The 26,394-nt window shown below is 71.1% G+C and carries 23 protein-coding genes, 1 tRNA gene and 1 pseudogene; 9 read left to right on the top strand and 16 right to left on the bottom strand.

Annotated features, from left to right (window positions below; translation table 11 throughout):
- Nucleotides 1-122 precede the first annotated feature (122 nt).
- The 4 genes from ABNF97_RS10700 to ABNF97_RS10685 all read right to left on the bottom strand — a co-directional run bounded on the left by ABNF97_RS10700 (nucleotide 123) and on the right by ABNF97_RS10685 (nucleotide 3,251).
- The gene (locus tag ABNF97_RS10700) at nucleotides 123-1,004 is read right to left on the bottom strand and encodes a hypothetical protein (protein WP_349338421.1); all 882 of its coding nucleotides are present in this window, start codon (nucleotides 1,002-1,004) and stop codon (nucleotides 123-125) included.
- A gap of 80 nt (nucleotides 1,005-1,084) precedes the next feature.
- Nucleotides 1,085-2,236: an RNA polymerase sigma factor gene (locus ABNF97_RS10695; protein WP_349338431.1), complete on the bottom strand. Its 1,152-nt coding sequence runs from the start codon at nucleotides 2,234-2,236 to the stop codon at nucleotides 1,085-1,087.
- A gap of 11 nt (nucleotides 2,237-2,247) precedes the next feature.
- Complete coding sequence (locus ABNF97_RS10690) at nucleotides 2,248-2,655, bottom strand: YciI family protein (RefSeq protein ID WP_130461934.1); 408 nt, start codon at nucleotides 2,653-2,655, stop codon at nucleotides 2,248-2,250.
- A gap of 236 nt (nucleotides 2,656-2,891) precedes the next feature.
- Nucleotides 2,892-3,251, bottom strand: coding sequence for a metalloregulator ArsR/SmtB family transcription factor (locus ABNF97_RS10685; RefSeq protein WP_130461933.1), 360 nt, complete (start codon nucleotides 3,249-3,251; stop codon nucleotides 2,892-2,894).
- 74 nt (nucleotides 3,252-3,325) lie between these two features.
- Between ABNF97_RS10685 and ABNF97_RS10680 the strand changes: the two genes are divergently transcribed.
- The 3 genes from ABNF97_RS10680 (at nucleotide 3,326) to ABNF97_RS10670 (ending at nucleotide 4,989) form a co-directional block, all read left to right on the top strand.
- Nucleotides 3,326-3,832: an ArsI/CadI family heavy metal resistance metalloenzyme gene (locus ABNF97_RS10680; protein WP_349338420.1), complete on the top strand. Its 507-nt coding sequence runs from the start codon at nucleotides 3,326-3,328 to the stop codon at nucleotides 3,830-3,832.
- A 153-nt stretch (nucleotides 3,833-3,985) separates the two neighbouring features.
- Nucleotides 3,986-4,396 (top strand): NUDIX hydrolase, encoded by a 411-nt coding sequence (locus tag ABNF97_RS10675; protein ID WP_349338419.1) that lies wholly within the window; start codon nucleotides 3,986-3,988, stop codon nucleotides 4,394-4,396.
- Between the two features lie 407 nt (nucleotides 4,397-4,803).
- Nucleotides 4,804-4,989 (top strand): helix-turn-helix transcriptional regulator, encoded by a 186-nt coding sequence (locus tag ABNF97_RS10670; protein ID WP_349338432.1) that lies wholly within the window; start codon nucleotides 4,804-4,806, stop codon nucleotides 4,987-4,989.
- A gap of 122 nt (nucleotides 4,990-5,111) precedes the next feature.
- On the opposite strand, the gene ABNF97_RS10665 is transcribed toward ABNF97_RS10670, so the two are convergent.
- The 3 genes from ABNF97_RS10665 to ABNF97_RS10655 all read right to left on the bottom strand — a co-directional run bounded on the left by ABNF97_RS10665 (nucleotide 5,112) and on the right by ABNF97_RS10655 (nucleotide 5,970).
- A complete protein-coding gene (locus tag ABNF97_RS10665; RefSeq protein ID WP_349338418.1) occupies nucleotides 5,112-5,234 on the bottom strand; it encodes a hypothetical protein in 123 nt (40 codons plus the stop codon).
- A 37-nt stretch (nucleotides 5,235-5,271) separates the two neighbouring features.
- Nucleotides 5,272-5,475 (bottom strand): hypothetical protein, encoded by a 204-nt coding sequence (locus ABNF97_RS10660; protein ID WP_349338417.1) that lies wholly within the window; start codon nucleotides 5,473-5,475, stop codon nucleotides 5,272-5,274.
- Nucleotides 5,476-5,886: 411 nt separating this feature from the next.
- A tRNA-Tyr gene (locus ABNF97_RS10655) sits at nucleotides 5,887-5,970 on the bottom strand.
- 146 nt (nucleotides 5,971-6,116) lie between these two features.
- On the opposite strand from ABNF97_RS10655, the gene ABNF97_RS10650 reads away from it, so the two are divergent.
- Both ABNF97_RS10650 and ABNF97_RS10645 read left to right on the top strand, forming a co-directional pair.
- A complete protein-coding gene (locus ABNF97_RS10650; protein ID WP_349338416.1) occupies nucleotides 6,117-6,611 on the top strand; it encodes a YajQ family cyclic di-GMP-binding protein in 495 nt (164 codons plus the stop codon).
- 272 nt (nucleotides 6,612-6,883) lie between these two features.
- Nucleotides 6,884-7,642, top strand: a complete 759-nt coding sequence (locus tag ABNF97_RS10645) for a DUF5131 family protein (RefSeq protein ID WP_130461921.1) — start codon at nucleotides 6,884-6,886, stop codon at nucleotides 7,640-7,642.
- Nucleotides 7,643-7,663: 21 nt separating this feature from the next.
- Here the strand turns inward: ABNF97_RS10645 and tcmP are convergent, their stop codons facing one another.
- Nucleotides 7,664-8,854, bottom strand: coding sequence for a three-Cys-motif partner protein TcmP (gene tcmP / locus ABNF97_RS10640; protein ID WP_130461920.1), 1,191 nt, complete (start codon nucleotides 8,852-8,854; stop codon nucleotides 7,664-7,666).
- A gap of 139 nt (nucleotides 8,855-8,993) precedes the next feature.
- Between tcmP and ABNF97_RS34145 the strand changes: the two are divergent.
- A pseudogene (locus ABNF97_RS34145) lies at nucleotides 8,994-9,143 on the top strand (FAD-binding protein); the annotation flags it as partial.
- Between the two features lie 356 nt (nucleotides 9,144-9,499).
- Here ABNF97_RS34145 and ABNF97_RS10635 read toward each other — a convergent pair.
- A complete protein-coding gene (locus ABNF97_RS10635; RefSeq protein ID WP_130461919.1) occupies nucleotides 9,500-10,765 on the bottom strand; it encodes an MFS transporter in 1,266 nt (421 codons plus the stop codon).
- 255 nt (nucleotides 10,766-11,020) lie between these two features.
- Here ABNF97_RS10635 and ABNF97_RS10630 point away from each other — a divergent pair, with 255 nt between their 5' ends.
- The gene (locus ABNF97_RS10630) at nucleotides 11,021-12,694 is read left to right on the top strand and encodes a right-handed parallel beta-helix repeat-containing protein (protein WP_349338415.1); all 1,674 of its coding nucleotides are present in this window, start codon (nucleotides 11,021-11,023) and stop codon (nucleotides 12,692-12,694) included.
- A gap of 29 nt (nucleotides 12,695-12,723) precedes the next feature.
- Here the strand turns inward: ABNF97_RS10630 and ABNF97_RS10625 are convergent, their stop codons facing one another.
- From ABNF97_RS10625 to ABNF97_RS10605, 5 genes are read right to left on the bottom strand one after another with little or no spacing between them, the layout of a single operon-like run.
- On the bottom strand, nucleotides 12,724-13,182 hold the full coding sequence (locus ABNF97_RS10625) for a hypothetical protein (protein ID WP_349338414.1): 459 nt from the start codon (nucleotides 13,180-13,182) through the stop codon (nucleotides 12,724-12,726).
- 1 nt (nucleotide 13,183) lies between these two features.
- Nucleotides 13,184-14,743 carry a hypothetical protein gene (locus tag ABNF97_RS10620; RefSeq protein WP_349338413.1) on the bottom strand — a complete coding sequence of 520 codons (1,560 nt, stop codon included), beginning with the start codon at nucleotides 14,741-14,743 and terminating at the stop codon, nucleotides 13,184-13,186.
- Nucleotide 14,744: 1 nt separating this feature from the next.
- A complete protein-coding gene (locus tag ABNF97_RS10615; protein ID WP_349338412.1) occupies nucleotides 14,745-23,018 on the bottom strand; it encodes a toxin glutamine deamidase domain-containing protein in 8,274 nt (2,757 codons plus the stop codon).
- Nucleotides 22,999-23,343, bottom strand: coding sequence for a PE domain-containing protein (locus tag ABNF97_RS10610; protein ID WP_130461915.1), 345 nt, complete (start codon nucleotides 23,341-23,343; stop codon nucleotides 22,999-23,001). The genes ABNF97_RS10615 and ABNF97_RS10610 overlap by 20 nt, the downstream gene beginning before the upstream one ends.
- Complete coding sequence (locus ABNF97_RS10605) at nucleotides 23,340-23,750, bottom strand: YbaB/EbfC family nucleoid-associated protein (RefSeq protein WP_130461914.1); 411 nt, start codon at nucleotides 23,748-23,750, stop codon at nucleotides 23,340-23,342. The genes ABNF97_RS10610 and ABNF97_RS10605 overlap by 4 nt, the downstream gene beginning before the upstream one ends.
- Nucleotides 23,751-23,797: 47 nt before the next feature.
- On the opposite strand from ABNF97_RS10605, the gene ABNF97_RS10600 reads away from it, so the two are divergent.
- Together ABNF97_RS10600 and ABNF97_RS10595 are read left to right on the top strand one after the other, a co-directional pair.
- Complete coding sequence (locus ABNF97_RS10600) at nucleotides 23,798-24,940, top strand: S8 family serine peptidase (RefSeq protein WP_130461913.1); 1,143 nt, start codon at nucleotides 23,798-23,800, stop codon at nucleotides 24,938-24,940.
- Nucleotides 24,901-25,617 (top strand): SUKH-4 family immunity protein, encoded by a 717-nt coding sequence (locus ABNF97_RS10595; protein WP_130461912.1) that lies wholly within the window; start codon nucleotides 24,901-24,903, stop codon nucleotides 25,615-25,617. Before ABNF97_RS10600 ends, ABNF97_RS10595 begins: the two co-directional genes overlap by 40 nt.
- A gap of 76 nt (nucleotides 25,618-25,693) precedes the next feature.
- Here the strand turns inward: ABNF97_RS10595 and ABNF97_RS10590 are convergent, their stop codons facing one another.
- Both ABNF97_RS10590 and ABNF97_RS10585 read right to left on the bottom strand, forming a co-directional pair.
- The gene (locus ABNF97_RS10590) at nucleotides 25,694-25,990 is read right to left on the bottom strand and encodes a WXG100 family type VII secretion target (RefSeq protein ID WP_130461911.1); all 297 of its coding nucleotides are present in this window, start codon (nucleotides 25,988-25,990) and stop codon (nucleotides 25,694-25,696) included.
- 15 nt (nucleotides 25,991-26,005) lie between these two features.
- Nucleotides 26,006-26,389: a WXG100 family type VII secretion target gene (locus ABNF97_RS10585; protein WP_130461910.1), complete on the bottom strand. Its 384-nt coding sequence runs from the start codon at nucleotides 26,387-26,389 to the stop codon at nucleotides 26,006-26,008.
- Between the last annotated feature and the right edge of the window lie 5 nt (nucleotides 26,390-26,394).

The following is a 26,394-nucleotide window of genomic DNA, read 5'->3' as shown; positions in this document are numbered from 1 at the left end:
GACGGCACCACACCGTACCGCGCACGCTCTCTCACAACCCGGACACGCTGCCACCGGTCACCCTCATCACCAACCCGCCGCGCCGAAACCCACCCACGATCACCGACGTGCGGAAAGCGGGGCTAGGTCGGGTCGGCGGCTCGGCAGGCGCGTAGTGCGCCGACCGCGAGCAGCGCCGGCGCGGCGAGCGTCACCGTGGCCAGCAGCGCCGCCGACACGTCGACCAGACCGGCCAGTGACGTGGCCACGCCGGCCGAGAGGAAGAGGCCGTCAGCCGGGTTGGCAAAGGTCCACCAGGCCGACCAGCGCCGGACGAGATCGTGGAAGGCGACGGCCGCCGAGACCGTGAGCAGCAGCGCTCCGAGCGGAACGAGGCCGGCCCGGTCGGCGCGCGACGCCGACAGCGCCAGCACGGCCGCCGCCACGAGGGTGGCCAGCAGCGCCGGCCAGCCAGCCCCGAGCAGGCCGAGCAGCGGGTCGTCGTCGACCCGGGACCAGGTGTCCACACCGACGATCACGAGCAGGAGTACGGCGACGACTCTGGCCGGTACCGTGGCCTTCGGCCGTTGGCGGACCGGCAGCGCGAGTACCGCCACGGCGAGGCAGAGGACTCCGAGCAGCAGTGCCACGCAGGCCAGCCGTTCCTGGTCGAGTGCCTGCCGCCACTGGTCGAGAATCGGCTGTGGAAGTGTGGTCCGGCCGGTCGACGCGGCACCACCGTCCAGCGGCATGTAGATCGGAATGAGCAACTGGCGGGTGGCCGGTCGCGCGGGGCTGCACCAGAGTTCCACGGCGGTGGGGATCGCCAGCAGGGCGATGCCGGCGACCAGCGCCGGTCGCACCCGCGCGACCGTCGGGCCGGCGAACACGACGTACCCGATCAGCGCGGCCGATGCGACGAGCGCGCACTGCGCGGCGGCGTGGTCGGCCGAGAACAGCGTCGCCAGCACGGACAGCGTGCCGGCGACGACGAAGATCGTCAGTAGGACACGCGTGGGGCGCACGGTCAGCGATCATTCCACAGCCGGGACGCGACGAAGGCCCACCCGCCGCCGCGCCCGCTACGGGGTCACGGTGTGGGGCGTCAGTGCGAGTGGGACCGTTGCGTGTTGATTCGGGCGGCCTGCCGCGTCAGATGGTCACGCTCGGCGAGGTTGGGTGCCGTCCGGGCCGCCTCGGCGTACAGCCGTGCCGCCGTCGCGAGGTCGCCGTCCCGCTCGTGCAGGTACGCCGCCACCGCCGTGTGTCGGGGCAGTGCGTCGTCCAGCGCCGCGAGCGCCGCCAGCCCGGCGCGCGGTCCGTCGGCCTCACCGACGGCCACCGCGCGGTTGAGCCGGACGACCGGGCTGTCGGTCAGGCGCACGAGTTCGTCGTACCATTCGACGATCTGGACCCAGTCGGTCTCCTCGGCCTTGGGAGCGTCGGCGTACAGTGCCGCGATGGCGGCCTGGGCCTGGAACTCGCCGAGCCGGTCGCGGGCGAGGGCCGCCTGGAGGATCTCGACGCCCTCGGCGATCAGCGTGGTGTCCCACCGGCTGCGATCCTGCTCGGCGAGCGGCACCAGTGCGCCGTCCGGCGTGGTCCGGGTGGCACGCCGGGAATGGTGCAACAGCATCAAGGCCAGCAGCCCCGCCACCTCGGGGTGGTCGATCGCGGCCGCGAGTTGCCGGGTGAGCCGGATGGCCTCGGCGGCGAGGTCGACGTCGCCGGAGTAGCCCTCGTTGAAGACCAGGTAGAGGACGCGCAGCACGGTGGCGACGTCGCCGGGCTGGTCGAACCGTACGGCGGAGACGGTGCGCTTGGCCCGGCTGATCCGCTGCGCCATGGTCGCCTCGGGTACCAGGTAGGCCTGGGCGATCTGGCGGGTGGTCAGGCCGCCGACGGCGCGCAGCGTGAGTGCGACCGCTGACGACGGTGTCAGCGACGGGTGGGCGCAGAGGAAGTAGAGCTGGAGGGTGTCGTCCACCGTGGGTACGGGACCGGGCGCCGGCTCCTCGTCGAGGAGGTTCTCACGGCGGCGGCGGGCCGCGTCGGCCCGGGTCGCGTCGAGGAACCGGCGCCACGCCACCGTGATCAGCCAGCCCTTCGGGTCCTGTGGCGGGTCAGCCGGCCAGACCCGGACCGCCTCGACCAGGGCGTCCTGGACGGCATCCTCGGCCGCCGCGAAGTCGGCTCCGCGGCGGACGAGGATCCCGAGCACGCTCGGTGTGAGGCTCCGGAGCAGTGCGTCGTCCATGGCGGGAGGGGTCACTCCGTGATAGTCGGCGGCGCGGTCAGGAACGGACGCACCTCGAGCCACTCGTGGATCGGCTTCCCGCCCGCCCCGGGTGCGGCCGACAGCTCCCCGGCCAGTTCGAGGGCGCGCTCGTAGCTGTCGACGTCGATGATCATCCAGCCGGCGATGAGATCCTTGGTCTCGGCGAACGGGCCGTCGGTGACCGGCGGCCGGCCCTCACCGTCGTATCGGACGAACGTCCCCTCGGGGGCGAGCGCCTGGCCGTCGACGAACTCGCCGGTCTTCTCCAACCGGGTCGCGAAGTCGCTCATGTACTGCATGTGCGCCGAGATCTCCTCCGGCGTCCACTGGTCCATCGGTACGTCGTTGACCGCAGCCGGAGCGCCACGGTAATGCTTGAGCAGCAGGTACTTGGCCATGGTGTTTCTCCTCGGTGCTGGTTGCGACCCATTCTGGTCGCGTTCACAGCCGGGACGGAGCCGGTCACCGGTTCTCGACATCGCCGGCAAAGTTTTTCCTCGCCGGTGGCTGAGCCGTCCTCTCCCGGCGGCCGAGCCTTCGTCTTCCGGCGGCCGAGCCTTCCTCTCCCGGTGGCTGAGTCCCGATCGGGCAACTCCATCCCACGCCGTACGCCGGGCCAGGCTCGCCCGGAGCTTCAGGACGTCATCGCCGACGTGTCGAGCAGCCGGGACAGCGCACCGAGCCGGCCGGGCATCACCCAGTAGTAGACCCAGGTGCCTCGACGCTGGGAGTCGACCAGGCCCGCTTCCCGGAGCACCTTCAGGTGGTGCGAGATCGTCGGGCCGGTCAGGTCGAACGCGTCGGTCAGTTCGCAGACGCAGACCTCCCCGCCGGCTCGGGCCGCGATCAGCGACAGCAGGCGCAGCCGTACCGGATCGCTCAGGGCCTTGAAGCCTCGGGCCAGATCGGCCGCCGCCTCCCCGGTCAGGGCCTCGGCGACCAGCGGCGGGCAGCAGCTTTCCGGGCTGAGTACCGGCAGCTCTTGTCTCGACACCGGTCTAGTTTGACAGTCATCTAGTCAGCGTGGCAACCTATTGTTTAGATAGCCATCTAGACAGGAGGTGCGGGATGTCCCGCGTCCAACTCGCGCTGCGCGTTTCCGATCTTGAGGGGTCGGTGGCGTTCTACTCCAAGCTGTTCGGGGTCGAGCCGGCCAAGCGCCGTCCCGGGTACGCCAACTTCGCCATCGAGGAGCCGCCGTTGAAGCTCGTCCTGCTCGAAGGTGCTCCGGACCAGCCCACCGTCATGGACCACCTCGGCGTCGAGGTCTTCGACGGCGCAGAGGTCGCGGCCGCAACCGACCGGCTCACCCAAAGTGGGTTGATCACCCTCACCGAGAACGACACCTCCTGCTGCTACGCCGTGCAGGACAAGGTGTGGGTGCGCGGCCCCGGCAACGAGCCGTGGGAGGTGTACGTGGTCAAGGGCGACTCCGACCAGTACGGCAAGAGCGCCGACGCACAGCCCGGCGCCGACGACGACTGCAGGTGCGGCGAGGCCAGCGACACCGACGGCGGCAAGGACGGGAAGGCAACGGCCACCGTTGGAGCTGGCTCTGGGGGTTGCTGCTCGTAACTGCCGACGGTTTCACCGGGGAACGGGCGGGTCCGCTGGCGGGCTGCGTACCCATCAGCGGATCCGCCCGTTTGGCGTGGGCCGTGGCGTTTCGATCGGTAGTGGTGCCGCCAGGTCTTTTGCGGAAGCGGTTGGACGCGGCATGATCTCGTGGTGGCCACCTACGAGGTCGCACTCGTGCTGCTTGTCGACCCCTCGGGCGCGGTGCTTCTACAGCACCGGGATGAGGATGCGGCCGCGTCACCGAATCAGTGGAGCCTGCCAGGCGGCTATGTCGAGCCCGGCGAGTCACCCGAGGAGGCGGCCCGCCGGGAACTCTGGGAAGAGACGGGCTTGACGGCGGATGGGTTGCACCTCCTGTGGAGCGGTCCGCGTCCTCACGAGGCCGACTTTCTCCACAATGTGACGGTCCATGTGTTCAGTGGGACCACCAGTGCGCGGCAGAAGGACGTGGTACTTGGCGAGGGACAGGCCATGGTGTTCGTTCCTCGGGACGAGCTACTTCGCCGTGACCTGGCGGTCTCTTCTGCGGTGGTCCTGGCTCTGTACCTCCCGGGGACCTGACACGTGCCGGTCGGCGATCGTCGGGCATTTAGAGGGCTAGGCGAGCGGTCGTCGTGCTGTCCAAGCTACGAACCTCTGAAACAGCACTCTCGGATCCGGTTCGGGTTGCAGGTTAAGCCTGTAGAGGTCTTCCATCGCCCGCATCAACTGAGCAGCCATATAAAGAGCCAGGCCGACCGGCGCGTCCTGGAATTCAGCCCTGAGGAGCAGGCGTGTCATGCCACACGGCCATGGCTGGCCGGGGCAGCCGATGCAGTGCCAGAGCGGCCGGCGAGGCCGGTGTGGCCTGAGTCGGAACGGGGTCGGTCGGTCGAAGGCTGAGGGTTCATTCGGCAGGTTCACCCCCTCAGTGTTGACGTCGTAGTTGTCGACGTCAACAGTCATCGTCGTTGCTTAGTGTCGATCATGTGGAAGAGTTGGTTGGGGTCGCCGAGATCCGCGACATGTTGGGCGGCAATCTGTCCCGACAGCGGGTGCATGTGATCACCAGCCACCGCGACTTCCCCGCCCCGGTGCAGAAGTTGAAGATGGGACACGTGTGGTTGAAGCGTGACGTTGAAGAGTGGATCAAACACCGGCAGGCGGCCGAGTAAGAAGACTCCTGCCACACCGCCGTAGTCGGCTATTCAGCCTGGCGCAAACACGGGGCGCAGGCCCCGCCACGCTCGGCCTACTGACGGCCTCCGGCCGGCCGGCGCGACGTGCCTCAGCGGTATCAGGTGTTGCTCTGCATGTTGAGTTGTAGCGCGTGCTGCGCCACCTCCTCGAACGGCTGGTCGAACAGTTCCACCGTCACGTCGTTGGCGAGGACCTCGACCAGGTTTTCATGGCATATCACCAGGAAGTGCCGCCGCTGCCGCCAGTGAGGTGTCCAGTCAGGGAAACTTGACGCGGTTCTGCGCCCCAAGCCTTCTGAGCCATGGTGACCCCTGTACCTCGTAGAACCCGTAGGACCAATCGGCCGCCGCGTCGTAGAGCGGGTGTCCGGGTAGCGCCTCATCGTTGGGATAGCCGAAGGTCACCTGCAGTGCGTTGGAGAAGGTCGCCAGCGCCACGCGCGGAAGCTTGGCTTTGATCATGGGGACGAAGACGAGGCGACAACTGCGCTCATCCGTGAGCAGCAGTTCTCCGGAGCCGGCTGGCGACGGTATCGCTCCAAGCGCCGTCGAAGGGCGAGGCGGTCGCTGCCGCGCCGCTTCGAGGCTCGCCACGATGTACGTGGTCCAGGCGCACGGTCACCCGACGCCACGGGAGACTCGACCGCTCACCCCTTCTCGCGGCATCGTCGGCATTCGGAGTCGCGCGCACGATCACCGTCACCACGACGGAAACCTGCTCCCGATCCCCCGGGGCCCTGCCGCCGACCCCGTTGATCTTCCCACCGATAGGCCCCGAACACCGGACGCCAACGAGATCCAGCGAGACACCGTGGGACAGAACAGAGAAAGCCCCCGACAGCGTTTGTGCTGTTCAGGGGCCTTTCTCACACCTGGTGGCGGGTAGAGGATTCGAACCTCTGTAGCTTTCGCGACGGATTTACAGTCCGCTCCCATTGGCCGCTCGGGCAACCCGCCAGGGCGTGCCGCCACGCGTGACGCGGCAGCGGAAGCAAGGATAGCCGTTGCTACGGGCCGACGCGCAAGCGGGTACCGTCGGCATGTCGTACCGCCGCCGGGCCGGCCCGGCGCACCTTCATGTCGTCCACAGCAGGAGCGGAATCATGGCAGCCAACCCGTCGTTCGACATCGTCAGCAAGGTCGACCGGCAGGAGATCGACAACGCCCTCCGGCAGACCGAGAAGGAGCTCTCCACCCGCTTCGACTTCCGGGGCACCGGCGCCGGCATCTCGTGGTCGGGCGAAGAGGGGGTCAGCCTCCAGGCCGAGACGGAGGAGCGGGTCAAGGCGGCCCTGGATGTCTTCAAGGAGAAGCTGGTCAAGCGGAACATCTCGCTCAAGTCCCTGGACGCCGGCGAGGCGCGCCCGTCGGGCAAGGTCCACAAGATCGACTGCAAGATCATCCAGGGCATCGACTCGGACAAGGCCAAGGCGATCAGCAAGAAGATCCGCGACGAGGGGCCGAAGGGCGTACAGGCGCAGATCCAGGGCGACCAGCTCCGGGTGACCGGCAAGAAGAAGGACGATCTCCAGACCGTGATCTCCCTGCTCAAGAGCGAGGACTTCGGCATCGCCCTCCAGTTCACCAACTACCGGTAACGCGGCTCCAGCCGGCCTGGTCATCGCGCCGGCAACGCCTTGTCACCCGGGTGGACGTCGTCACCAGTAGTCATCGTTGGTCGCCAGCGATCGGCCTGCGGCGGCCTGGTGACGGCCTGGCCGCGTCTGTCTCTGCCTCCTGCGCGTTGGTCCAGCGAGAGTACGGGCGACCGCTGCGCCTGTTGCTTATCCGGCAAGAAAGATCGCCTCCACGTCTTTCAATCCGTACGCACGTTCGAGAGAATTGACCCAACCGGCCGGGGAGTGTGGTGATGGCAGACAAGAGCTCTATCGAGTGGACCGAAGCCACGTGGAACCCGACAACCGGTTGCGACCGCATCTCGCGTGGCTGCGATCACTGCTACGCGTTGACCTTGGCGAAGCGACTGAAGGCCATGGGGTCCGCGAAATATCAGACGGACGGTGACCCGCGTACGTCGGGACCGGGCTTCGGGGTGGCAACACACCCCAGCGAGCTGACGCTGCCCCTTCGGTGGCGAGAGCCTAGGGTCGTGTTCGTCAACTCGATGAGCGACCTGTTCCATGCGAAGGTTCCCTTCGACTTCGTCGAGCAGGTCTTCGAGGTCATGGCGGCAACTCCGCAGCACACCTACCAGGTACTCACAAAGCGGGCCGCGAGGCTCGCGAAGCTCGCCCCCCGACTCACCTGGTCGGCCAATGTCTGGATGGGTGTTTCTGTCGAGGATGATGAACAGACAGAGCGCATCGATGATCTCCGCCGGGTTCCCGCGGCCGTTCGGTTCGTCTCGGCCGAGCCACTCCTCGGCCCGTTGGACGACCTGAACCTCGACGGTATCGGCTGGCTGATTGCCGGTGGTGAGTCCGGTCCCGGCTGCCGACCGATCGACCCTGATTGGGTGCGTTCCCTACGGGACCAGTGCGTCGCGGGCGGCACGGCTTTCTTCTTCAAGCAGTGGGGCGGCAGAACGCCGAAGACCGGCGGTCGGGAGTTGGACGGGCGGACATGGGACGAGATGCCGGCAGCACGGGAACTTTCCCCGACAGGGTAGAGCTCACCCGACGCTGAGGGGTTACAGCCCCGATGGACGCCGCAGTTGCTCCTTCCAAAAGTCGCCCTTACCGGTGTTCGCCACAGAGGTTCCCCTCAGAAGCTTCACGGCCGCGCGGACGTGAGGCGTGCTTGCCTGGCCCAGCGTCGTGCCGTAGACCTCCGGCACGTGGTCGGCAGGGCAGAAAGGGCCCAGCTTATCCAGCAGCCGTTCGAGGTTTGTCGCAATGATCCTCGTCCACTCCGGGCCATGACTGCTGCTGTGGCTCTCGGGGGTAGGCAACTCATCGTCGCCGAAGAGCGAGCCCTGCCCGTACTTCTCCCCCTTGCGGAGCAGGTCCGTCTGCCACGCCACCGACCACTCCACGCCCGCCTTACCCAGCGAGTCTGCGAAGTGCCAGGCTCCCTCGTTGCTGGCCGTGAACAGCGCCAGCACGTACTTCGGAAGCAGATCGGGCCTGGGCCGAACCGGCATCTTGACCGCCCGGTATCTCGTTCCGGTGGTGAGGAGCTTCTCGTACGTGTCGCACACCTCCAAGGCGATCTGGGTAGCGCGCTGCTCATCACCTTCGTCTCGGACCCCGGCAAAGTGTTCTTGCCACCAGTCGCCACCAAGGAAGCGGTCCAGCCGGTCCGCCGTCTTCTGATCCGCCGGCGAAAGCTCCCCGCGCTTTGAACGAGCCGCATGTACGGCGCGACCCATCCGCGCGACAGTCAACACGCTGAAGTGAAGCAAGACCTCGGTCGGCGGCCACGACGGCCGACCAAGCAGGGCAGCCTTGAGGACGTCGAAGTCCAACGCCGGGCCGAACGGGTCGAGGAAAGCGAACAGCGACGCGCCCTGGGCCCGCTTTAGGACCTCAGGAAGGTGCTCGTCGACCGAGCCCAACCGGACGATGCGCTCAGCAGCGCCGCCCTTCTCGTCGAGTACGCGCTCCAGGTTGGCGAAGTTGTCCGGGTTCTGCTCAACGAAGAACCCGAGCACGCTCCGATAGCCCTTCACGAACTCTGCACACCGCGACAGGAGCAGCGGCGATCCTGGCTGCCCGTCGTCATACTCTCCGCGCCCTGCGTAACCATCCAGGAAGACAACCCGGTTTCCCTCCACGCTGCGACCGGTCTTCGAGGCGAAAACCACCGGGTACCGACTCAAGATTCCGTGCTTGAAGACAGCCGCCGATCTTCTGGATGCGAAAAAGTCAGTCCCGGCCACGAGCCCTCCCCGACGGCTACAGCAGGTAGCGCCAGGCTAACGGAAGGTCGCGATCGATGGAAGGCGGTAAAAGCCTCGGCGGGGACGAGCTTTTCGCCCGCTATCCGCTGGTCATCGTCGTCGCTGAGAGACCCGGGATGTGGTCAACGCCCTCACCTGGGCGCGGCAGAACGACGTCGCGCTGCGGGTAGGGAGTGGCCGGCACAGCCTGGAGGGCTGGTCCAACGTGGACAACGGCATCGTGATCGACGTGAGCGAGCTGAAGTCGACCCGGATCGACACCGCGAACCGCATCGCGACAGTCGGCGCCGGCCTCAACCAGTTGGAGGCGGTGACCGCGCTCGGGCAGACGCACCGTCCGACGACAGCAACTTCTTCACCCAGGCCTTCGGCACGGGGCGCAGACGAGCGAACCGCCCGGCGGCTCGGCGTTCCCGCACCGCGACGCGCTCTTCTACTCCGAGCCCGGCGCCGGCTGGGATTCCCGTGGAGAGCCAGACAGCGGCGACGCCACCACCCCGGTCGCGCAGGCTTGGATCGCGGAGTTCAGCCAGGCACCGCGCCCCTACGTACACGGCGCCTACCTCAACGTGCCGAACATCGGGATGTCGGAATGGGAGACCGCCTACTGGGGACCCAACTTCCTCAGCTTTCGGTGGCGAGCGCCTGCTCCAGGCGTACCTCGGCCTGGGCCTCGGCCCGGGCGATCGAGCCGGTGGGTAGCGCCGCGACCACCGCGGCGGCCGCCACCCCCACACCGGCGAAGATGAACGCCCACGGTACGCCGACCTGGTCGGCGAGTATCCCGGCCACCGCGCCGCCGGCCGCGCTCGCTCCGACCGCCACGGTCACCACCCAGGTGTACGACTCGTTCAGCATGCTCACCGGCGAGATCCGGCCGACCATGGTGTTCTCCACGGTCAGCGCGGGTGCGATGGTGGCACCGCCGAACACCAGGGCAACGCCGAGCGCGATCGGGTTCGGCATCACCGCGAAGACCGCGAAGGTGGCCGCGAGCAGGCCGAGGAGCTGCCCGAACTGGCGGGCGGCGTTCCGGGCCGGCTTGCGGGTGCCGAACCAGAGGCCGCCGAGCGCGCTGCCGGTCCCCCACATCGCCAGCAGTACCCCGCCCACGCTCTGCGCGTTGGCCGGATCGTGCGCGGAGGCGTACGCCGGCACGGCCACCCCGGCGGCGCCGAACGCGATGCCGAGGCCGGCGACGCAGAACAGCAGTGCCGGGAAGCCGCCGACCCGCAGCGGGCCGAGTCCTTTGGCGTGGCTGTCCCGGGGGTGCGGTCGCCAGCCGCGCATCACCGGGCCGAGTGCCACGGCAGTGGTGCCGACCAGGGTCACCACGGCGGCCCCGAGCAGCGCCGCCGCGGCGTCGGCCAGCAGCACGAAGGCGGCGACCAGCAGCGGGCCGACCACGAAGACCACCTCGAAGAGCGTGGTCTCGGCGGCGAGTGCGGTGTTGCGCAGGGCGTACCGGCCGGAGGCGGGGTCGGTGAGGTCGTTCCAGGCGCCCCGGATGGCGGCGGTCAGCGGCGGGTACGTCGCGCCGGCCATCGCCGACGCGGTGAAGATCAGAGCCAGGGCATCCGAGCCGGCGCGGCTGGCCAACAGCAACCCGACCATGGCCAGCGGGTGGGCGACGGCGGTGACCAGCAGCACCCGGCTCGGCCCGACCCGGTCGGCGATCCGGCCGGCGACCGGGCTGAGCGCGGCACCGGCGAGCGCGTACACCCCGCCGGCCACGGCGGCCAGGGAGTACCGGCCGGTGACCTGCTGGACGACCAGCAACAGCGCCAGCGGGGTCATGCCGATGCCGAGCCGGCCGACAATGCCGGCGATCAACAGCATCGGCGCGCCGGGGATGCGCCACACTCCCAGGTACTGCCGCAGCGCGGTCACGGGCGTGACTCCTTGGATCATTGGTGTAACGAGTGGATCACCGTGTAACGAGTGGGCGACCTTCCGACCCTAACGCGAACGTCCCGGCCCGCTGAACCGGATTACGTCCACGTCACTCCTACCCCCGCAGGGCCCGACGCCCACCCGGCCGGCAGTGCGGGCTGGACCGGGTTCCGGTGCGATATGGTCAACATCGGCTGCATCGACCCGCCGCCGGTCCCTGCCCCCGTCCGGTCCCTGATCCCCCACGGAGCGATGACGCACACCCTGCTCGTCTCGGCCACCCAGTCTGACGCGTACCCCACCATCGCGGACGCACTCGACGGGGCACCGGACGGCGCCACCATCCTGGTCACCCCCGGGGAATACCTGGAGCACCTGCGCATCGAGCGGGCCAACGTGATCATCGGCGTCACCGGTGATCCCGGATCGGTGACCATCCGCGCCCGCCGGGCCGACGACCCGGTCGTGGAGTGCCGGGACGCCACCGTCGAGCTGCGCGAGCTCGTCCTCGCCGGCGCCGATGCCCCCGCCCTGGCGGTCTTCGGCGGCACCGTCCGGGTGGTGGACACCGAGGTCTCCGCCGGTCGGGCGGTCGCGATCCAGGTGGGTCCGCGCAGCGAGTTCGAGTTCACCCGGGTACGCGTCACCGCCGCGCAACGGGGCATCCTCTGGGACACCTGCGCCGGTACGGCGGTCGGCTGCGAGATCACCAACGTGGTCGAGGACGGCCTGCTCATCCGCTCCGCCGACCCGACCATCCGCAACTGTACGGTCGCCGAGTGCGGCTACCGGGGCATCTACGTCTACGACTACGCCCGCCCGCTGCTGGAAAACTGCGAGGTGACCGGTTCCGGGCTGGGCATCGCGGTCGCCCAGGAGAGTTCACCGACGCTGCGGCGCTGCCGGGTGCACGATGTGCGGGGTCTGGGCATCACGGTCGGTCCCGGCTGCGGCGGCCTGATCGAGGACTGCCACACCGAACGGACCGCCGCCCCCGGCATCCAGCTCAGTCCGGGCGCGACCGCCCAGGTGGCCACCAGCGAACGCGGCCTGCCCCGCTCGGTCGGCGCGGGCGAGGCCCCGGCGACCCGCAGCGATCCCCGGCGGATCGAGGAACTCACCGGCGAACTGGAACAACTGGTGGGCCTGCCCGGGGTCAAGGCCGAGGTGCGCGCGATCATCGACGAGATCCAGGTCAACGAGTGGCGGCGCAGCGGCGGGCTCTCCGTCACGCCGAGCAGCAACCACCTGATTTTCGCGGGGGCGCCCGGCACCGGCAAGACCACGGTCGCCCGCATCTACGGTCAGCTCCTCGCCGCGCTCGGCGTACTGCCGAAGGGCGGGTTCCGCGAGGTCAGCCGCCGGGACCTGGTCGGCCAGTACCTCGGCCACACCGCCGAGAAGACCTCGGCAGCGTTCGAGGCGGCGCTGGGCGGCGTGCTCTTCATCGACGAGGCGTACACCCTCTCCCGCTCCTTCGGCTCCGGCGGTGACTTCGGGCAGGAGGCGATCGACACGCTGGTCAAACTGATGGAGGACCACCGCCACGAGATCGTGGTGATCGTCGCCGGCTACACCGACGAGATGCTCGGCTTCCTGGCCGCCAATCCCGGGCTGGCCTCGCGGTTCAGCCGGACCATCGAGTTCGAGAACTACAGCGCCGTCGAACTCGCCGAGATCCTCAGCAGGATGGCCGAGAACCACGAGTACGTGCTGGCCCCGGAGGTCGCGGTCGCGGCCCGGTCACACTTCCAGACGGTCCGCAAGGACAAGGACTTCGGCAACGCCCGGGACGCGCGCAAGCTCTTCGAGGGCATGCGGAAGGCACAGGCCCAGCGGCTGCGGCAGTTGCGGCGGGTGCCGAACGCCGAGGAACTGCAGCTCATCACCCTGGAAGACCTCGCCCTGGTCATCCAGGCGCCCTGACCCCGGCCGCCGCCGACTCCACGCGGGGCTCAGCCGGATCCGGACGTACGTCCCTCGCGCAGCAGCCGACCGATCCGGTCGAGGATCTCGTCGCCCACCTCGGCCGGCCATTCGTAGCGCCGCTCCTCGATGTGTGCGAGGAGTTCCGGCTCGGGCGGCACGCCGTACCGCTCGGCGAAGTAGGCCAGCGACTCCGGCCACACCCAGCGGCCGTCGGTGTGCAGGTGCGCCGGCACCACCTCGGGGTGCTCCGGGTCGAGCGGATCCGGATCGTAGCCCCAGTTCGCCATCACCACGGGCGACTCGCGCAGGTACGCGACCACCGCAGCCCGCTCGGCGTACTCCAGCCGCCGCGCAGGCGGTACCGGCCGGCCCGCCCGGTCCCGGTCGAACCGGACGGCGGCGAACCGCGGCTCGTCGTCGGCGGGCGAGCCGGCGTCCGAGTCGGCGGGCGATCCGGCGTCCGAGCGGTGCGCGGGCGGCGACATGTCAACGACCATAGCGGGCCAGGAAGCCGGCCAGCCGCCGTCGGCGCCGGTCACGCTCGGCGGTCAGCCAGTCCCTGGTGAACTGTTCCGGCAGGCGTTGGTGCTGCTCCCACCCGTCCACCGTCCAGATCGCGCTGGTCCCGATGGCGGCGGCGTCGGGCGGAAGGAACCTCAACGCCTCGTCGAGTGCGCTCGCGGCGCCGACGAGGAGCTGTTCGATCTCCTCCCGGTCCACCGACCACGACGGGTCCGAGCGGCCATCCGGAGTGGACCGGTCCGCCTCCGACCCGTCCGGCCCGTCCAAGCCTTCCGGGCCGTCCAAGCCTTCCGGGCCGTCCAGGACGTCCGGGCCGTCCGAGGCGTCCGGGCCGTCCGAGGCGTCCGGGCCGGGTGGGATGCCGAGGCTGTCCAGCAGCACCTGGTAGCCCTCGGCGACGCCCAGCCACTGTCCGGCGTCGATCGCCTCAGACGGCCCGTCCTCCAGATAGCTGAACTGGTACGGCGACTCCGGCGGCACTCCCGGTCGCTGGGGCATCCGCAGTACGAACTCGCGGTGCCGGCCACACCCGGCACAGGGTCCCGCATAGCGGACCAGCACCTCCTCGTCGTCGCTGCGCACGACGTCGAGCTGACCCCGGGGGAAGAGCGCCGAGCCGCACACGCACGGATGCAGATCGAGATAGAGATGCGCCTCGGCGAAGGTGCGCACCCGGACCGGCGCCTCCGCTGCCGGTGCTCCGGCCGGCTCCGGACCGGTCGCCTCCACCGTGGGCGCCGGCTCGGCCGGCACACCGTGCGCCGCTCCGGCGGCCTCCGGCCGGGTCACCGCCCCGGATGGCTCCGTCAGCGGGTCCGCCGGCGGGTCCGACACCGGGTCGGCCGGCGGGTCCGACACCGGGTCCGACACCGGGTCGGGCAGGTCGTAGCGGGTCACGAAGTCGGCCAGCCGGCGCTGGTAGTCTGCCCGGGCCGCGTCGAGCCGGGACCGGCGGAACAGCTCCGGCCGGTCGCCCCGGAGCCGCTGCCCCAGCGTGGTCCAGCATGCCGTCGCCGGCACCACGTCGCTATCCGACGCTCTGCCGTCGGCCGAGTGTGCTGATCCGTCGAGCGGTGCCGGCAGGAACTTCGCCACCTCGTCGGCCGCCGCCCGCGCGGCGTCCCAGGCGCCGTGCATCGCCCGGTACGTCTCGTCGTCCGGTGGCGCGCCGCCGAGCTGGGCCAGCCCGGTGCGGGCCAATTCTGCGTGGGAAAGCTCCAGCAGGCACCACTGGCCGGCGTCGATCAGGGTCGACCGTCCCTCCCCGTACGACAGCCGCGACTCGTCCCGCGCGTCGGGGTCCGGCACCGGTACGACCACCTCGATGGTGTGCCGCCTGCCCTGGTAGGGACCGTCGAAGCGAAGCAGGTAGGTGTCACCGGAGCGGTGCAGGGTGGTGAACCGGTCGAAGTCCACCCACTCCTCGCCGGGCGGCAGGCTCAGTTCGACGAAGGCGTACGCCTCGGCCAGGGTGCGTGCCTCGGGCAGGCCGGCTGCCTCGGTCATCGGGTGTGCCTCGGTCATCTCAGTCACCCAACACTACCGGCCGGTCCGGGAGGGTCACCGGACCGGATCGGAACGGCGCCGGCCGTTCCGGCTCGGGCAGCGTCTCGCTGATCCGCTCCAGCTGTTGCAGCCGGTGGAAGATCGAAACCGTCCGCCTCCGCAGGTGGTCGGTGTCGAAGGTGAAGACCGCCAACTGCTCCTCCGGGGCGGTGCCGAAGAAGCGTTTACGCAGTTCCGCTCGGGTTTGGGACAGCACGGCCTCACTGCTGTCGAAGGAGATGTTGCTGGCCTCCTTCGCCCCGCTGAAGCTCAACACCTGGCTGATCGTGACAGCCGGGTTGGAGGTCGTCGCGCCGACCACGATGCTCGCGGCGGTGCCGACGGTCTGCCCGGTGGCGTCCGTCCCGAACTTCATCAACCGGCTCCGCGCGCTCGGCAGCCCCACCGGGATCGCGCTGATCCGGTCGACCTCCTGGCGCAGCCAGGCCTGCACACTCGCCAGGATCTCGTCCGGTGAGCCGGTCGGATCGATCCGCAGCATGTGTGCGACGTCGGAGTTCACCCGGTACGCCATCAGCGTCCCGCCGTCGGTCCGGCCGGTACCCAGTTCGAAGGTCAGGCTCTCCGGCCGGCCGCTGACGCCCTCGCGATGGAAGAGGAATCGGAAGGTGTGCTCTGCCTCCGCCACCGGCTCGATACGGCCGTTGCGCGGCCATTGCCCTGCCTTCGCCACCTTCTGGGCGACCTTGTCGAGCAGGTCGGGCTCCGGTACCGCCCCCAACTGGGCGTGCATCGTCGCCACCTCGGCAGCCGTACGGGGATCCTGGGCGAGTTGCTCCTCCATCTGTCGCACCCGCTGCTCCAACCCCTGCACCGCCGCGCGCTGCTCGTCGAGCGACCGGCGCAGGTCCGCCGGGCTCACGTCGTCCTCCTCGATGGCGAACGCCTTCCGCAACGCGATGTCGTTCACCCGCATCGCATGGAAGCGGGCGCTCCACCGCTGCCCGAGGTGCGCCACGGCGCTGGCACCGGTCATCAGCCCCCACAGCGGTCCACTCAACGCGGCGACTGCCGCCGCACCGGCCAGCCCGACTCCGGTGGGCAGGTAGTCCTCCAGTAGCCGGCGCCGGGGCGGCAGCGGATGCTCCCGGTCGAAGAGAATGTTGTCGCAGACGTGCTCGATCGTCCGCTGAATCTCGTCCGGGGCGGCGTCGACGTTGACGGTGAACTCGAAACGGCCGCGCTTGAGCCGACGGACGGCCGGGACGACCGGCCGGTTGCCTTCCACGGTGCCGAAGGTCAGGGTGAGCGTCACGTCGCGCTTGATCCCGATCCGGTCCGACCGGAACACCCGGGTGTCGGGGTCGCGCTCCGCAGCGTGGTCGCGTGCGAAGTGGTGCCGGTGGCGCCGGTTGACCTGGTTGATCGCCCGGGCTGCGGCGTCGATCGCCCGCTCGGTGTCGGCCGGCGTGGGCCCGAACCCGGTTGTCCCGGAGCCGACCCCGGGGGTCGCGGGGCCACTGCCGGTCGTCCCGACGACGGTTCCGGTGGTCGCGGGGCCACTGCCGGCGAGCTCGGAATCGATGGCCTGGGCAATCGATTCGCCGCTGCGGGCCAGCGCCACGATCTGGTTGGCCATCGGCCGCCGCTGTTTACCCGGCAGCCGCGTACTGTAGGCGGCGTCGTGCCGTTCACGCAGGTCACGAAGCACCTCGTCGCGTCGGCTAATGGCCCGGTCGGCAAAGACCTGGACGATCGACCGGGCGACGGCCGACTCGCCGAGTACCTCCCCGAAGTGGGTCCGGGCCAGGTTCCCGACCGGCACACTCGGCAGTACCCCCGTGCCGGTGGCGGTGGCGCCCTTCTCCAGGTGACCGACCACCTCGGGCGCGGCCAGGCTCACCTTCTCCTGGCGTTCGGCCACCTTCTTCAGCGCCGCCCGAACGGCCTCCTCGAAAGCGTCCCGGTCGGATCGGGCAAGGTCCGGAGGAACCCGCAACGTGATGGCGGGATCCTCGAACTTCACCTCGATCTTGGACGGATCGCCGGTGACGGCCACCTCGACCCGTACCCGAGCGTCGTTCCCCTCCCCCTTGATCCGCAGCCGGTATCGGTCCTCGCCGCGGTGTTCGACCCGGAGCAGGTGCTCGACCGGCTTCTTCTTGCGAGCATGGTCGATCTGTTCGATCACAACGCGGATCCGGCGACGGAGCGCCCTGGCGGAGTCGTCGTCGATCGCCGGTGACGACGATGGCGGGGGCGCGGGCGCCGGGGTGGGTGGTCCGGGAACGAGTAGGTCCGGCCGGCCCACCGCGCCCGTCGCCAGTTCGGCGGCCTCGGCGAAACCACGATCGACCAGGCGTTGGAGCCCGCCGTCCTCGATTCCGGTCCGATCGGTCCGCAGGGCAAGCCGTCGATCCTGCTCCCGGTCGGCCTTGCCCAGTTTGCTCCGCCGGCTGACCCCGCCCTGCGTGATCATCTCGACACCGGCCACCACCACACCCTTCACCGCGAACGCTGGCACCCCGAGGGATTCGGCGACGACAGCCATGGTGGTCGCGCCGGCGGCGGCGGGGGCACCGGCGATGCCCCGGTCCCGCCAGCGCCGCGACACCTCCGGCGGCCGGGCAGCCTGTTCCTCGACTGTTGTCTGCAGGACCGCGCGCAGCTGGTTACGGAACTGTGCCCAGGTCGGTACCAGGGTCGGTACCGCACCGGCCGAATGGTCGACCAGGGACGGGTCGACCACCAGGGCGAAGTGCCGGTCCTCGGCGGTGTTGCGGATCTCGATCCCCCGCCCGCCCGGGACGGCGTCGGAGCGCAGCTCGACCGTGAACGCCACCCGCCCCAGCTTGGCCCAGCCGGCCGGGAGCACCCGGAAGACGGCCCCTTGCCCGCTCGGCACCGGAGTGACCAGGGCCACGGTGGGGTCGAACAGGACCCCGGAGAGAGCCTTCCGGGTGACCGCCACGGCCGGATCGGAGTCGAGCGCCCAGGCCCGTTCCTCGGTGAGCAGGCGGTACGCCGACGCGGAGAGGCGTTCCCGCGCCAACTCGACCCGCTCGTCACCGCCGGGGAAGCCCTCGCGCAGCCCGTACCGCTCGATGAAGTCGCGGATCTCGGCCCGGAGCGCGGACCGTTCGGCTCCGGTCGTCGTCGGCAGGAGTAGGGCCATTGCCTCGAACGTGCCGAGATTCGCGGCGTCCCGCTCGGTCAGTCGCGGCCGGCGTACCGAGATCGGCTGGTTGGCCAGGACGTCCGTCTTCTTGCCGCCCGGAGCGGCCCCGACCACCCTGTTGTGGGCGTACAGGAGCGCCCCGGCCAGTACCCGCTGCACGCTGGTCTGGTCCAGGCCGTCGAGCTGGTCGTGGAAGAACTCGATGTCGTGCTCCCGATCCGGACCGACGTGCAGCGCGAACCTCCCGTTGCCCGGGTCACGCGGCGAGGTACGCAGGTTCAGCCGGTACGGCGCACCCTGCTCTGGCCGGATCTCGACCACCCGGGGGGCGGGCACCGCCACGTGCTGGATCCCGGGTGCGCCGGTCAGCAGGCCGGCGACCTGCTGGGCGGCCGTCTGCAACCGATCACCGAGTCCGGGGTCCACCGCTGCCGACCTGGCCGGCAACCGGTCTGCCACGCCCGTCAGGTCGAGCCCGGACAGGTCGAGCGGGGTCCTCCGGACCGAGACCCGCTGATGATCTGGTACGTCCACCTCGACCTGGTACGCCTGCACGGTCAGCTCACCCCGGACCAGTGACCGGTGCAGCGCGTCGAGCAGCTCCGGATGTTGCCGCAGGTGCTCGTGCAGCTCCCGACTGGTCTCCAACACGTCCCGGATGTGGGCCGGGGTGCCGCGTTCGGCGAGAGTGCCGTCCTGGAGCAGGTGGCGGCTGCCGCTGGTCGGCTCGGTCTCCAGCACCACCAGGCGCTGCCTGTCCGGATCGAACCCGGCCACCGCGAACGCGCCCGGCGGGCGTGGACCGGTACGGCCAGCGGTCAGCTCGGCGCTGCCGTCGATGCGGAAGTCCTCGGCGAGAAGCCGCCGGGCCATCGCCTGGGGAGCCTCGGCGCGGGCCTGTCGCACCGCCGACTCCAGCCGGTGGTACTGCCGGACCGCCGCCGCCAGCTCCGCCAGCCGGGCCGGGGAGGGCCGGCCCGTCGGCCGGGCGACCAGGTCGGCAAAGGTCGCCGTCACGTTCGGCTCGGCGAGCTGGCTCAGGTCCGCGATGCCCAGTTCGGTCATCAGCGCGGCGAGCCTGCCCCGCCGGAGGTGTTCGAGTTGCATTCCCTGCAACGCCAGCTGCGGCACCACCTTCTGGGCCGGACGGCTGTAGGTCCGGTCCGGCGGACCGGGGACGGACCGGTGTGTGACTGGCCGACCCCGCGCGAGGAGCGGATCGCGCACCACCTTGCCGGTGCGCGCCGACCTCAGCTCGAAGCTGTACTCGTCCCGGTAGGTGCCGGCGGAGTCTCGCTCGTGGTGCAGCCGGCCGGTTTCGTCGTCGCGGTAGGTGTAGGGCCGGTCGTCGTACCGGTGCAGTCGCCGGTCGTCGGTCCGGTAGGTCCCCGACAGGTCGCCGCTGAGATGGCGGTGGTCGCGCAGGTCCGGCGGCAGCAGCGGCCGGCCGGGCGGGCCGGTGGCGGCGGTGGTCGGGCCGGTAGCCACCTGCCCGGTGGTGGCCGTCGGACCGGTCGTGGCCGTTGGACCGGTGGGTGTCGCCGTCGGGCGGGGGGTGGAGCGGGACGAGCCGCTCGGCTGGCCGGACGGGGTGAAGGTGTGCCACGCTCCGTCCGGTGGCTGCTTCGGCCGGCTCGAGTCGCGGGGATCCGGCTCGGCGACCACCACCGTACCGTCCAGGAAGGACCAGACCTTCGCGTCGGCACCGCTCACCTCGTGTTGCCGACCGAGGTCGAGCAGGCGCTCGGCGAGCATGGCGGCGAGCGGGCGGCGGCCCCGGGGAGCCGTCCCGGAGTAGTTTCCCACCAGCACGACCCGGCCGGTGCCGAGGTCCAGATCGCCGGACTGGACCAGCTCCGCCAGCGCGTGGACGAAGTCGGCGCCGAGCATCCGGACATCGGCGACGCCCACCTCCCCGCCACGCTGGCCGCGCAGGACAAGCTTGACCGTGCCGGGCTCGGGGTGCAGCGCGTTGGCGACCCGGCGGTGCCGGCGCTCACCCGTCAGGTCGAAGCCGGCCGGGATCGCCCGCAGGTTGTCCCGCACCGCCTGGACCGCCTCGGCACCCGCGACCAGTCGCGGCTGGCCACCCGGACCAGGCTGGCCACCCGGACCAGGCTGCCGGCCGGGCTCCGCCGGTGCGTGCTGGCCGGGCAACGACGCACGCAACGAGTCGGCGTACCGGCTGTCCAGCACCGCCTGCCGCCGATCGGTGGGCGCCGCCAGCTCCCCGTCCGGGTACGGCGACACCGGCTCGCCGTGGGCGTCCAGCGGCAACGCCCACACCTGGTCGGTCTGTCCCTGGTAGAGCGGCGTCTCGTCGGAGATCATTCCGGTCTGCGGCTCGACCCAGACGATTGTCCCGGTGTGGTTGACCGCCACCCACATGTGTGAGCCGCCGTCCGTCCACTGGCTGATGATCACCGCCGCCGCGCCGTGGCCCTGGATCAGCAGCTGCGACCCGACGGCGTCGAGTCCGGCAGCGCCGGCACCCTGCTGGACGAAGTCTGTGCCGAGCCATCGTTGGATCCGGGCGGTGCCGTCCGCCACGCCCCGCGACAGGTCCTGGTTGAGCGCACCGGCCACGCTCGGCCGGCCGTACCAGGTGGAGAGGAACGCACGGACCGTGTCGGTGCAGTTGGTGGCCCGGCCGGGCCGGGTCGGGCCACCGTCGTTCAGGTAGCCGACCCAGCGTGACGGGTGCCGGGGATCCGGGTGGAGCACCGGGCTCCGCTGCTCGTCGACCGGGATCCGGCCGCTCAGCTCCCGTTCGTCCCAGGCGGACGCCGGATCGAGGTCCTCGTCACCGGTAGCCGGGCTCTGGGTGGGCCCGGGGCGCGGCCGGGTCGGGCCGCCGGTGCTCGCCCCGCCGGCACGCGGAGGTCCGGAATGGTCGGCCGGGCGCAGCACGGCGGCCACCCCGGCCAGCCCGAACCCGGTTCCCGCATTTCCCTGGTCGGCCGTGCCGACCGGCCGACCGTCGAGTCCGGCCGGCGCCACCGAGGTCCCGCTGTGTCCGCCCGCCGATCCCGCGCCACCCTGCCCACCGCTGGCCGAACCACCACTGGACGGGCCACCACTCGACGGACTGCCGCCCGACGGGCCACCGCCGGACGGGCCACCACTGGACGGACCACCGCTGGACGGACCACCGCTCGGGTGGCCGGTGGGTGGGTGGCCGGTGGGTGGGGAGGTCGCTGCCGGTCCCGTCGTGGCCGGGCCGGCAGCGGATCCGGTGGTACCGGCGCTCGGGGTGCCAGCGGTGGAGGACGGGCTGCCCGACCCGGCCGGGCCGCCCGAGGTCGGCGAGCCTGGGCTGCCCGAGGTGGGTACCTGGGCGCCGGGGGTGCCGGAGCCTGCCGTGAGTCCCGTGGGGCTTCCGCCGGCCGGCGCGACACCGACCGGAGGCAGGTACGCACCGGATGTGGCGACGGGCGGCATCGCGCCGACCGGGCCGGTAAGCCCGCCGTGGCCGGTACCGATCGGACTCGACGTGGGTGTGCCGGAGGCTGCTCCCGGCCCGGTCGGCGCGGGCCCCGACGACACCGTGCCGCTGGACGGCGGCGGGCCAGCCGACGAGACCGGCTGGTGCGGCCGCCCCTGGTCGAGGTCCTCGGTGGGCCGGGCCGGTGGAACCGGATCGGGGGGCGGCGGTGGCGGTCGCGACGGCTCCGCGGCGGCGGGCTGCCCACCTCCCGCGGCACCGGAGGAATCCGGCCGTCCCGGCCCGGAACCGCCCGGTCGCTCCGGCCCGGACTCGGCCGGCTGCCCCGGCGCGGGCTGACCCGAGCCGGGCCCGCCCGGCTGGCCCGGCTGCGCCGAGCCCGGCAGGCCGGCCTGATCCGGGGCCGACGGCCGGGACCGGTCCGGCTCCGACGGCCGCGGCCGATCCGGGTCCGACGGCCGGGACTGATCCGGCCCGGAGGGCCGCGACTGGTCGGCGCCCGGCGGGCCCGGCTGCCCGGGGGACGGCGACCTCGGCTGCCCCGCGCCGGGCGGGCCGCTCGACTGACCCGGGCCCGAGGCGCCCGGCGGGGTCGTGCCGCCGACCGGGCCAGCGCCCGTTCCGTCGGGATCGCGCTCCGGCGCGGGGCTGGGCGTCGTCCCGGTCGGCAGCAACGCGCCCGGCGGCAGACCGGTCGGCGCCACCGGAACGGCTGTCGGCGTGGGCAGCACCGGAACCTGCTGCCCGAGCCGCTCCAGCGCATCGTCCCGGCCCTCGCTGATCCGCCCCCGTAGTCCCTCGGCGATCGCGGAGTTGCCGAAGCCGTCCGTGTCGATGCGCCAGTCCCCGGTACGCAGCCCGTTCACGGTCGCGTTCGTCACGGTCTCCACGCCGGCCTCGTGGATGCCGTCGATCCCGGTACGGATCGCCGAGCCGAGCGGATTGTGCGGAGCACGCCGGCCCAGGAGGTTGGCGAGCGGACCCGTCCCGGCGGCCAACGCGCCCGCCCCGGCACCGGCCCCGGCCGCCCAGAGCGTCCTCTCGGCGTCCCAGCCGGTCCGGGTACCCATGCCGGCCTGGATCCCCTGCGCGGTCAGATCCGTCGCCAGCTCCTGGAGCCCTTCGAGCACCGCCTCGCGCAGTGCCAGCCGCCCCAACGAGCTGGCGGCCCGGCTCAGCAGCAGGCGCAACGCCGCGGCGATCGCCATCCGGGCGATGCCGATCGGCCCGGCCGCCGCAGCGAGCGCCGCGCCGAAGGTGAAGAACGACAACACGATGATCGCGAAGATCTCCAGGCAACAGGTGAGGACGGCGATCAGGACCGTGATTTTCTCGTACTCGATATCCAACGCGGCCTGGTCGGCCGCCTGCGCGACCTGCTGGGCCAGTTGGGAGAACTTCGGCAACGCCTGGTCGACGACCTTGCTGAACTCGGCCTGGAAGGTCAGGCCGGACGGGCCGCCCCAGGCCTCCGCCAGCGCGGTCCGCTCGGCGCTCGCCTCGACGAGCGCCTGGTTGAGGCTCGCACCCGCGTCCCGCCAGGCCTGGGCCAGTTGCCGGATCCGGTCCTCGTCCGCCTCCGGCCAGGCCGAGCCACCCGTGGAGACCCAGACCAGCAGATCCCAGACCTGCTGCCAGGGCTCACCCCAGTCAGGCGGACCGAGCGTCATGCCCGCCGAGAAGTCTCTTCGTCCGCAGGTCCGTCTCGATGAGAGTGTCCACGCTGGTCAAAGCGACGTTGCCGAACCCGGTCACCGACTTGCCGACCTGGCTCAGCGCCGCCTTCAACTCCTCGGCCCCGGCGAAACCCTCCCGGTACGTCTGGCCGACCTCGTCGTTGCCCCACGGGTCGCCGACCCCGTTCAGCGCGGCGACCGCTCTGTCCATCGCGGCGCCCAGTCGTTCACCCGCCCCGGCGAGTCGCCCGGCGGCGCTGACCGCACCGTCCGGATCCGGTACGTGTGCCACGTATCCCGCGTCGCCGGGCTGCGTCATCGGATCGAACCCTCCTCGGGCAACCGCTCGACCATCCGCCTGATCGCCCCGTCGAAGTCGTGGTTGCGATAGGCCTCCATCGACTCCTCCGACACGTAGGGGCGGCAGGCGTCGAAGACCCGGCGCTGCGCCTCCTCCGCCGCCACCGCGATCGTCGCCTCGATCTCCTCGGCCAACCGGCGCGGGTCGCCGTAGTCGAGGACCTCCGGGCCGAGATCGAGCCGCTGCAACCGGCCCTCCGGGCCGACCGTGGCGGTGATCGAACCGTCGGCGGAGGTGGCGGTCACCGTCACCGCCCGGACCCGGGCGGAGATCTCGTCAAGCGCCGAACTGGCCTGACGGAACTGGGCGGTGAGGCGCTCGGCGCGAGCCCGCAGCTCGGCAACCTGCTCACCGTCCACAGTCATGTCGCAACGGTACTGGACCTCGATCAGCAGCCGCTACCCTCACAGGCATGGTCAGGCATCCCGTGATCGCCGCCGTGGCCGGCGTACTGGCCGTGCTTCCGGCGATGCCCACGGCTCTCCTTCCGGCGGTGCCCGCGGCCGCGGCGCCGGCCACCTCGCTCCGCTGTCCCACCGCGGCGAACGCCACCTCGGCGGTCGCCCGCGAACCGACCTGGTCGCACCACTGGCTGGCGGCGGAGCGGCTCGCGCCGCACACCGGTGCCGGAATCACCGTCGCGGTGGTCGACACCGGGGTGAACGTCACGCATCCGCAGCTCGCCGGCAGGGTGCTGGCCGGATACGACGTGATCCGTGACCGGGCCGGCGCCACCGTCGACCACACCGGGCACGGCACGGCGGTGGCCAGCATCATCGCCGCCAAGCCGATGCCGAACACCGCGCTGCTCGGCCTCGCTCCGGGCGTACGGATCCTGCCCGTCCGGGTCAGTGACTGTGCCCGTACGGTCCTCGACCGGGACGTGGACCCGGTGCACCTGGCGGACGGCATCAGGTGGGCGGCGGACCACGGAGCCCGGGTCGTCAACGTCTCGCTCGCGGTGCCGAAGAACCACTCCGGGCTCCGCGCCGCAATCGCGCACGCGCTGCGCCGGGGTGTCGTGGTGGTGGCGGCGACGGGCGACGCCCGGACCAGCCCGACGTCGTATCCGGCGGCCTACCCCGGGGTCATCGCCGTCGGCGCCCTGGACGAGGCCGGCAACGTCACCGGCATCCGCTCCACGATGGACCTGGTGGCGCCCGGCGACGAGGTGCTCGCGGCGGCGCCCCGCGCCGGGCACATCATCTGGGCCGGGACCGACGCCGCCGCCCCCGTGGTGAGCGCCACGGCCGCGCTGGTCCGGTCGGCTCTTCCGAAGGCCACCGTGGACGAGGTCCGCGCCCGGCTGACGAACACGGCGACCCCGATCGCGAACGGGCCGGGAGCGGTGGACCCGTACCGCGCGCTGCGCGAGATGCTCGCCTCGCCGACACCGGTACCGCAGGTGGTGATGGACCTGCGCCAGCCCGAACGCCCCGAGTCGCCCTGGCCGGGCCGGGCCGGACCCTGGGCGGGACTGCTCGGCGCCGGGGCGGTGCTGGTGCTGGTGCTGCTGTGGCTGCGGTCCCGCTGGCGTACGGCGGGTGGCGGATGATCGCCCGAGCCGAGGCGTACCGGTTGGCCCGGGAGTGGGCCCGCCGCGAACTGGGTACCGAGGATCCCGGCTTCCGCGAGTTCGAGGCCGGGTACGTGGTGTGGGACCGACCGCCCGCCGCGCCGGGACCGCTGCCGCCGGGGAGTGGCGCCGGTCAGCCACCACCCCGGGTCGGCGCCGCCCGAGGTGTGCTCGACCGGGAGACCGGGCAGTGGTCCAGTTGGCCGTCGCTGCCGATCGACGACGTCATCCGGCTCTACCTGGCCTACCACACCGGATCGGCACGGTTTCCGGAGGACGTCCGTACGATGCTGCGGATGGCCGGCTGGGTACCGGGACGTGACGGCTCGGCGCTGCTGCGGACCTGGTGCCGCCGGCACCGGATCGACGAGACCGTGCTCTTCCCGGTGGCCCGTACGGTGGCCGCCGACTTCGGCGGTCTGACCATCGCCGGGTACCGGTTCACCCCGACCCCCGACGACCGGGTCCCGCCGGCCCATCCCGACCTCGCTGACCGGCTCGGAATGCGGGTGTGGCAGATCGCGGCCGGTGATGGTCGGATGCTGGTCGTCGACGAGTCGGGCGCGGTGCACCGCCGTGACCGTTCCGGCGACGCGGCGTACGCCTCCAGCGTCGACGACGCTCTCGTCCGGCTGGTCCGCCACGAGGACGGGTGACCAGGCGCTGAACCCCGCCTGGTCCGGGGAGCGGACAGCGCGGTGCCGCCCCTCCCCGGCCCGCCGATGGCGATTGCTACATGTGGTGCGCCCGCATCATCGAGACGAGTTCGCTCTCGGCGTCCGACATGAGCGCGTGCGATCCGCTGATCTTTCCCTGGATCTGGCCACCCATCTCGACCAGGACGCGTGCGGCGTCCCGCCACTCGGCGCGGAGCATCTCGTACTCCTGCACCGAACTGCCGCGCCAGGTCGCCATCAGCGACTCGATGTGCTTCTCGATCGAGGTGAGCCGCTGGTTCATGTTCTCCATGGCCTGGCCGTACGCGGCCGCGCCGGTGGTCATCGTCGCGCCGACCATACGAATCTGCATGACAGTCCTTTCGAATCAGCCCCGCAGGGCGGCGTAGACACCGCTGGACGTGTCGGCTCCGGTCCCGCCGGTGCCGGGGATGCCCTCACCGAGGTCGACCATCGAGGCCCGGATCTGCGAGTCGGTGAACTCGTGCTTCTCGGCGACCCGGTTCAGCAGCTCGGCAAGCCCGTCCAGGGCAACCTTGATCCGGTCGAGCTGCTGCTGGTAGCCGACGTTGACCTCGCCGAACATGGCACCGCCGGCGCCCATCCAGTCGTCGGGCATCCGGCTGGTGCCGGACTGGATCGCGCCCTTGACCTCGCTTTCGATCAGGGTCGCCTGGGTCCGCACCTGGCCAGCGGTTTCCCGCATTTCTTCGATGTAGTTCTGTACCAGTTCCTCAGTGCCACCTGCCACGGCCG

The organism is Plantactinospora sp. B6F1, assembly GCF_040120695.1.
In the GTDB taxonomy this organism is placed as follows: Bacteria; Actinomycetota; Actinomycetes; order Mycobacteriales; family Micromonosporaceae; genus Plantactinospora.
The sequence above is the reverse complement of the archived record's forward strand: the minus strand, read 5'-3'. Positions and strand labels throughout refer to the sequence as shown.

What these genes read in the sequence shown, in the direction of transcription:
- ABNF97_RS10600 (WP_130461913.1), top strand. Translation starts at nt 23,798, where the DNA reads ATGGTCAGGCATCCCGTGATCGCCGCCGTGGCCGGCGTACTGGCCGTG.
- ABNF97_RS10650 (WP_349338416.1), top strand. Translation starts at nt 6,117, where the DNA reads ATGGCAGCCAACCCGTCGTTCGACATCGTCAGCAAGGTCGACCGGCAG.
- ABNF97_RS10695 (WP_349338431.1), bottom strand. Translation starts at nt 2,236, where the DNA reads ATGGACGACGCACTGCTCCGGAGCCTCACACCGAGCGTGCTCGGGATC.
- ABNF97_RS10620 (WP_349338413.1), bottom strand. Translation starts at nt 14,743, where the DNA reads ATGACCGAGGCACACCCGATGACCGAGGCAGCCGGCCTGCCCGAGGCA.
- ABNF97_RS10630 (WP_349338415.1), top strand. Translation starts at nt 11,021, where the DNA reads ATGACGCACACCCTGCTCGTCTCGGCCACCCAGTCTGACGCGTACCCC.
- ABNF97_RS10660 (WP_349338417.1), bottom strand. Translation starts at nt 5,475, where the DNA reads ATGATCAAAGCCAAGCTTCCGCGCGTGGCGCTGGCGACCTTCTCCAAC.
- ABNF97_RS10645 (WP_130461921.1), top strand. Translation starts at nt 6,884, where the DNA reads ATGGCAGACAAGAGCTCTATCGAGTGGACCGAAGCCACGTGGAACCCG.
- ABNF97_RS10590 (WP_130461911.1), bottom strand. Translation starts at nt 25,990, where the DNA reads ATGCAGATTCGTATGGTCGGCGCGACGATGACCACCGGCGCGGCCGCG.
- ABNF97_RS10680 (WP_349338420.1), top strand. Translation starts at nt 3,326, where the DNA reads ATGTCCCGCGTCCAACTCGCGCTGCGCGTTTCCGATCTTGAGGGGTCG.
- ABNF97_RS10605 (WP_130461914.1), bottom strand. Translation starts at nt 23,750, where the DNA reads ATGACTGTGGACGGTGAGCAGGTTGCCGAGCTGCGGGCTCGCGCCGAG.
- ABNF97_RS10625 (WP_349338414.1), bottom strand. Translation starts at nt 13,182, where the DNA reads ATGTCGCCGCCCGCGCACCGCTCGGACGCCGGATCGCCCGCCGACTCG.
- ABNF97_RS10610 (WP_130461915.1), bottom strand. Translation starts at nt 23,343, where the DNA reads ATGACGCAGCCCGGCGACGCGGGATACGTGGCACACGTACCGGATCCG.
- ABNF97_RS10690 (WP_130461934.1), bottom strand. Translation starts at nt 2,655, where the DNA reads ATGGCCAAGTACCTGCTGCTCAAGCATTACCGTGGCGCTCCGGCTGCG.
- ABNF97_RS10615 (WP_349338412.1), bottom strand. Translation starts at nt 23,018, where the DNA reads ATGACGCTCGGTCCGCCTGACTGGGGTGAGCCCTGGCAGCAGGTCTGG.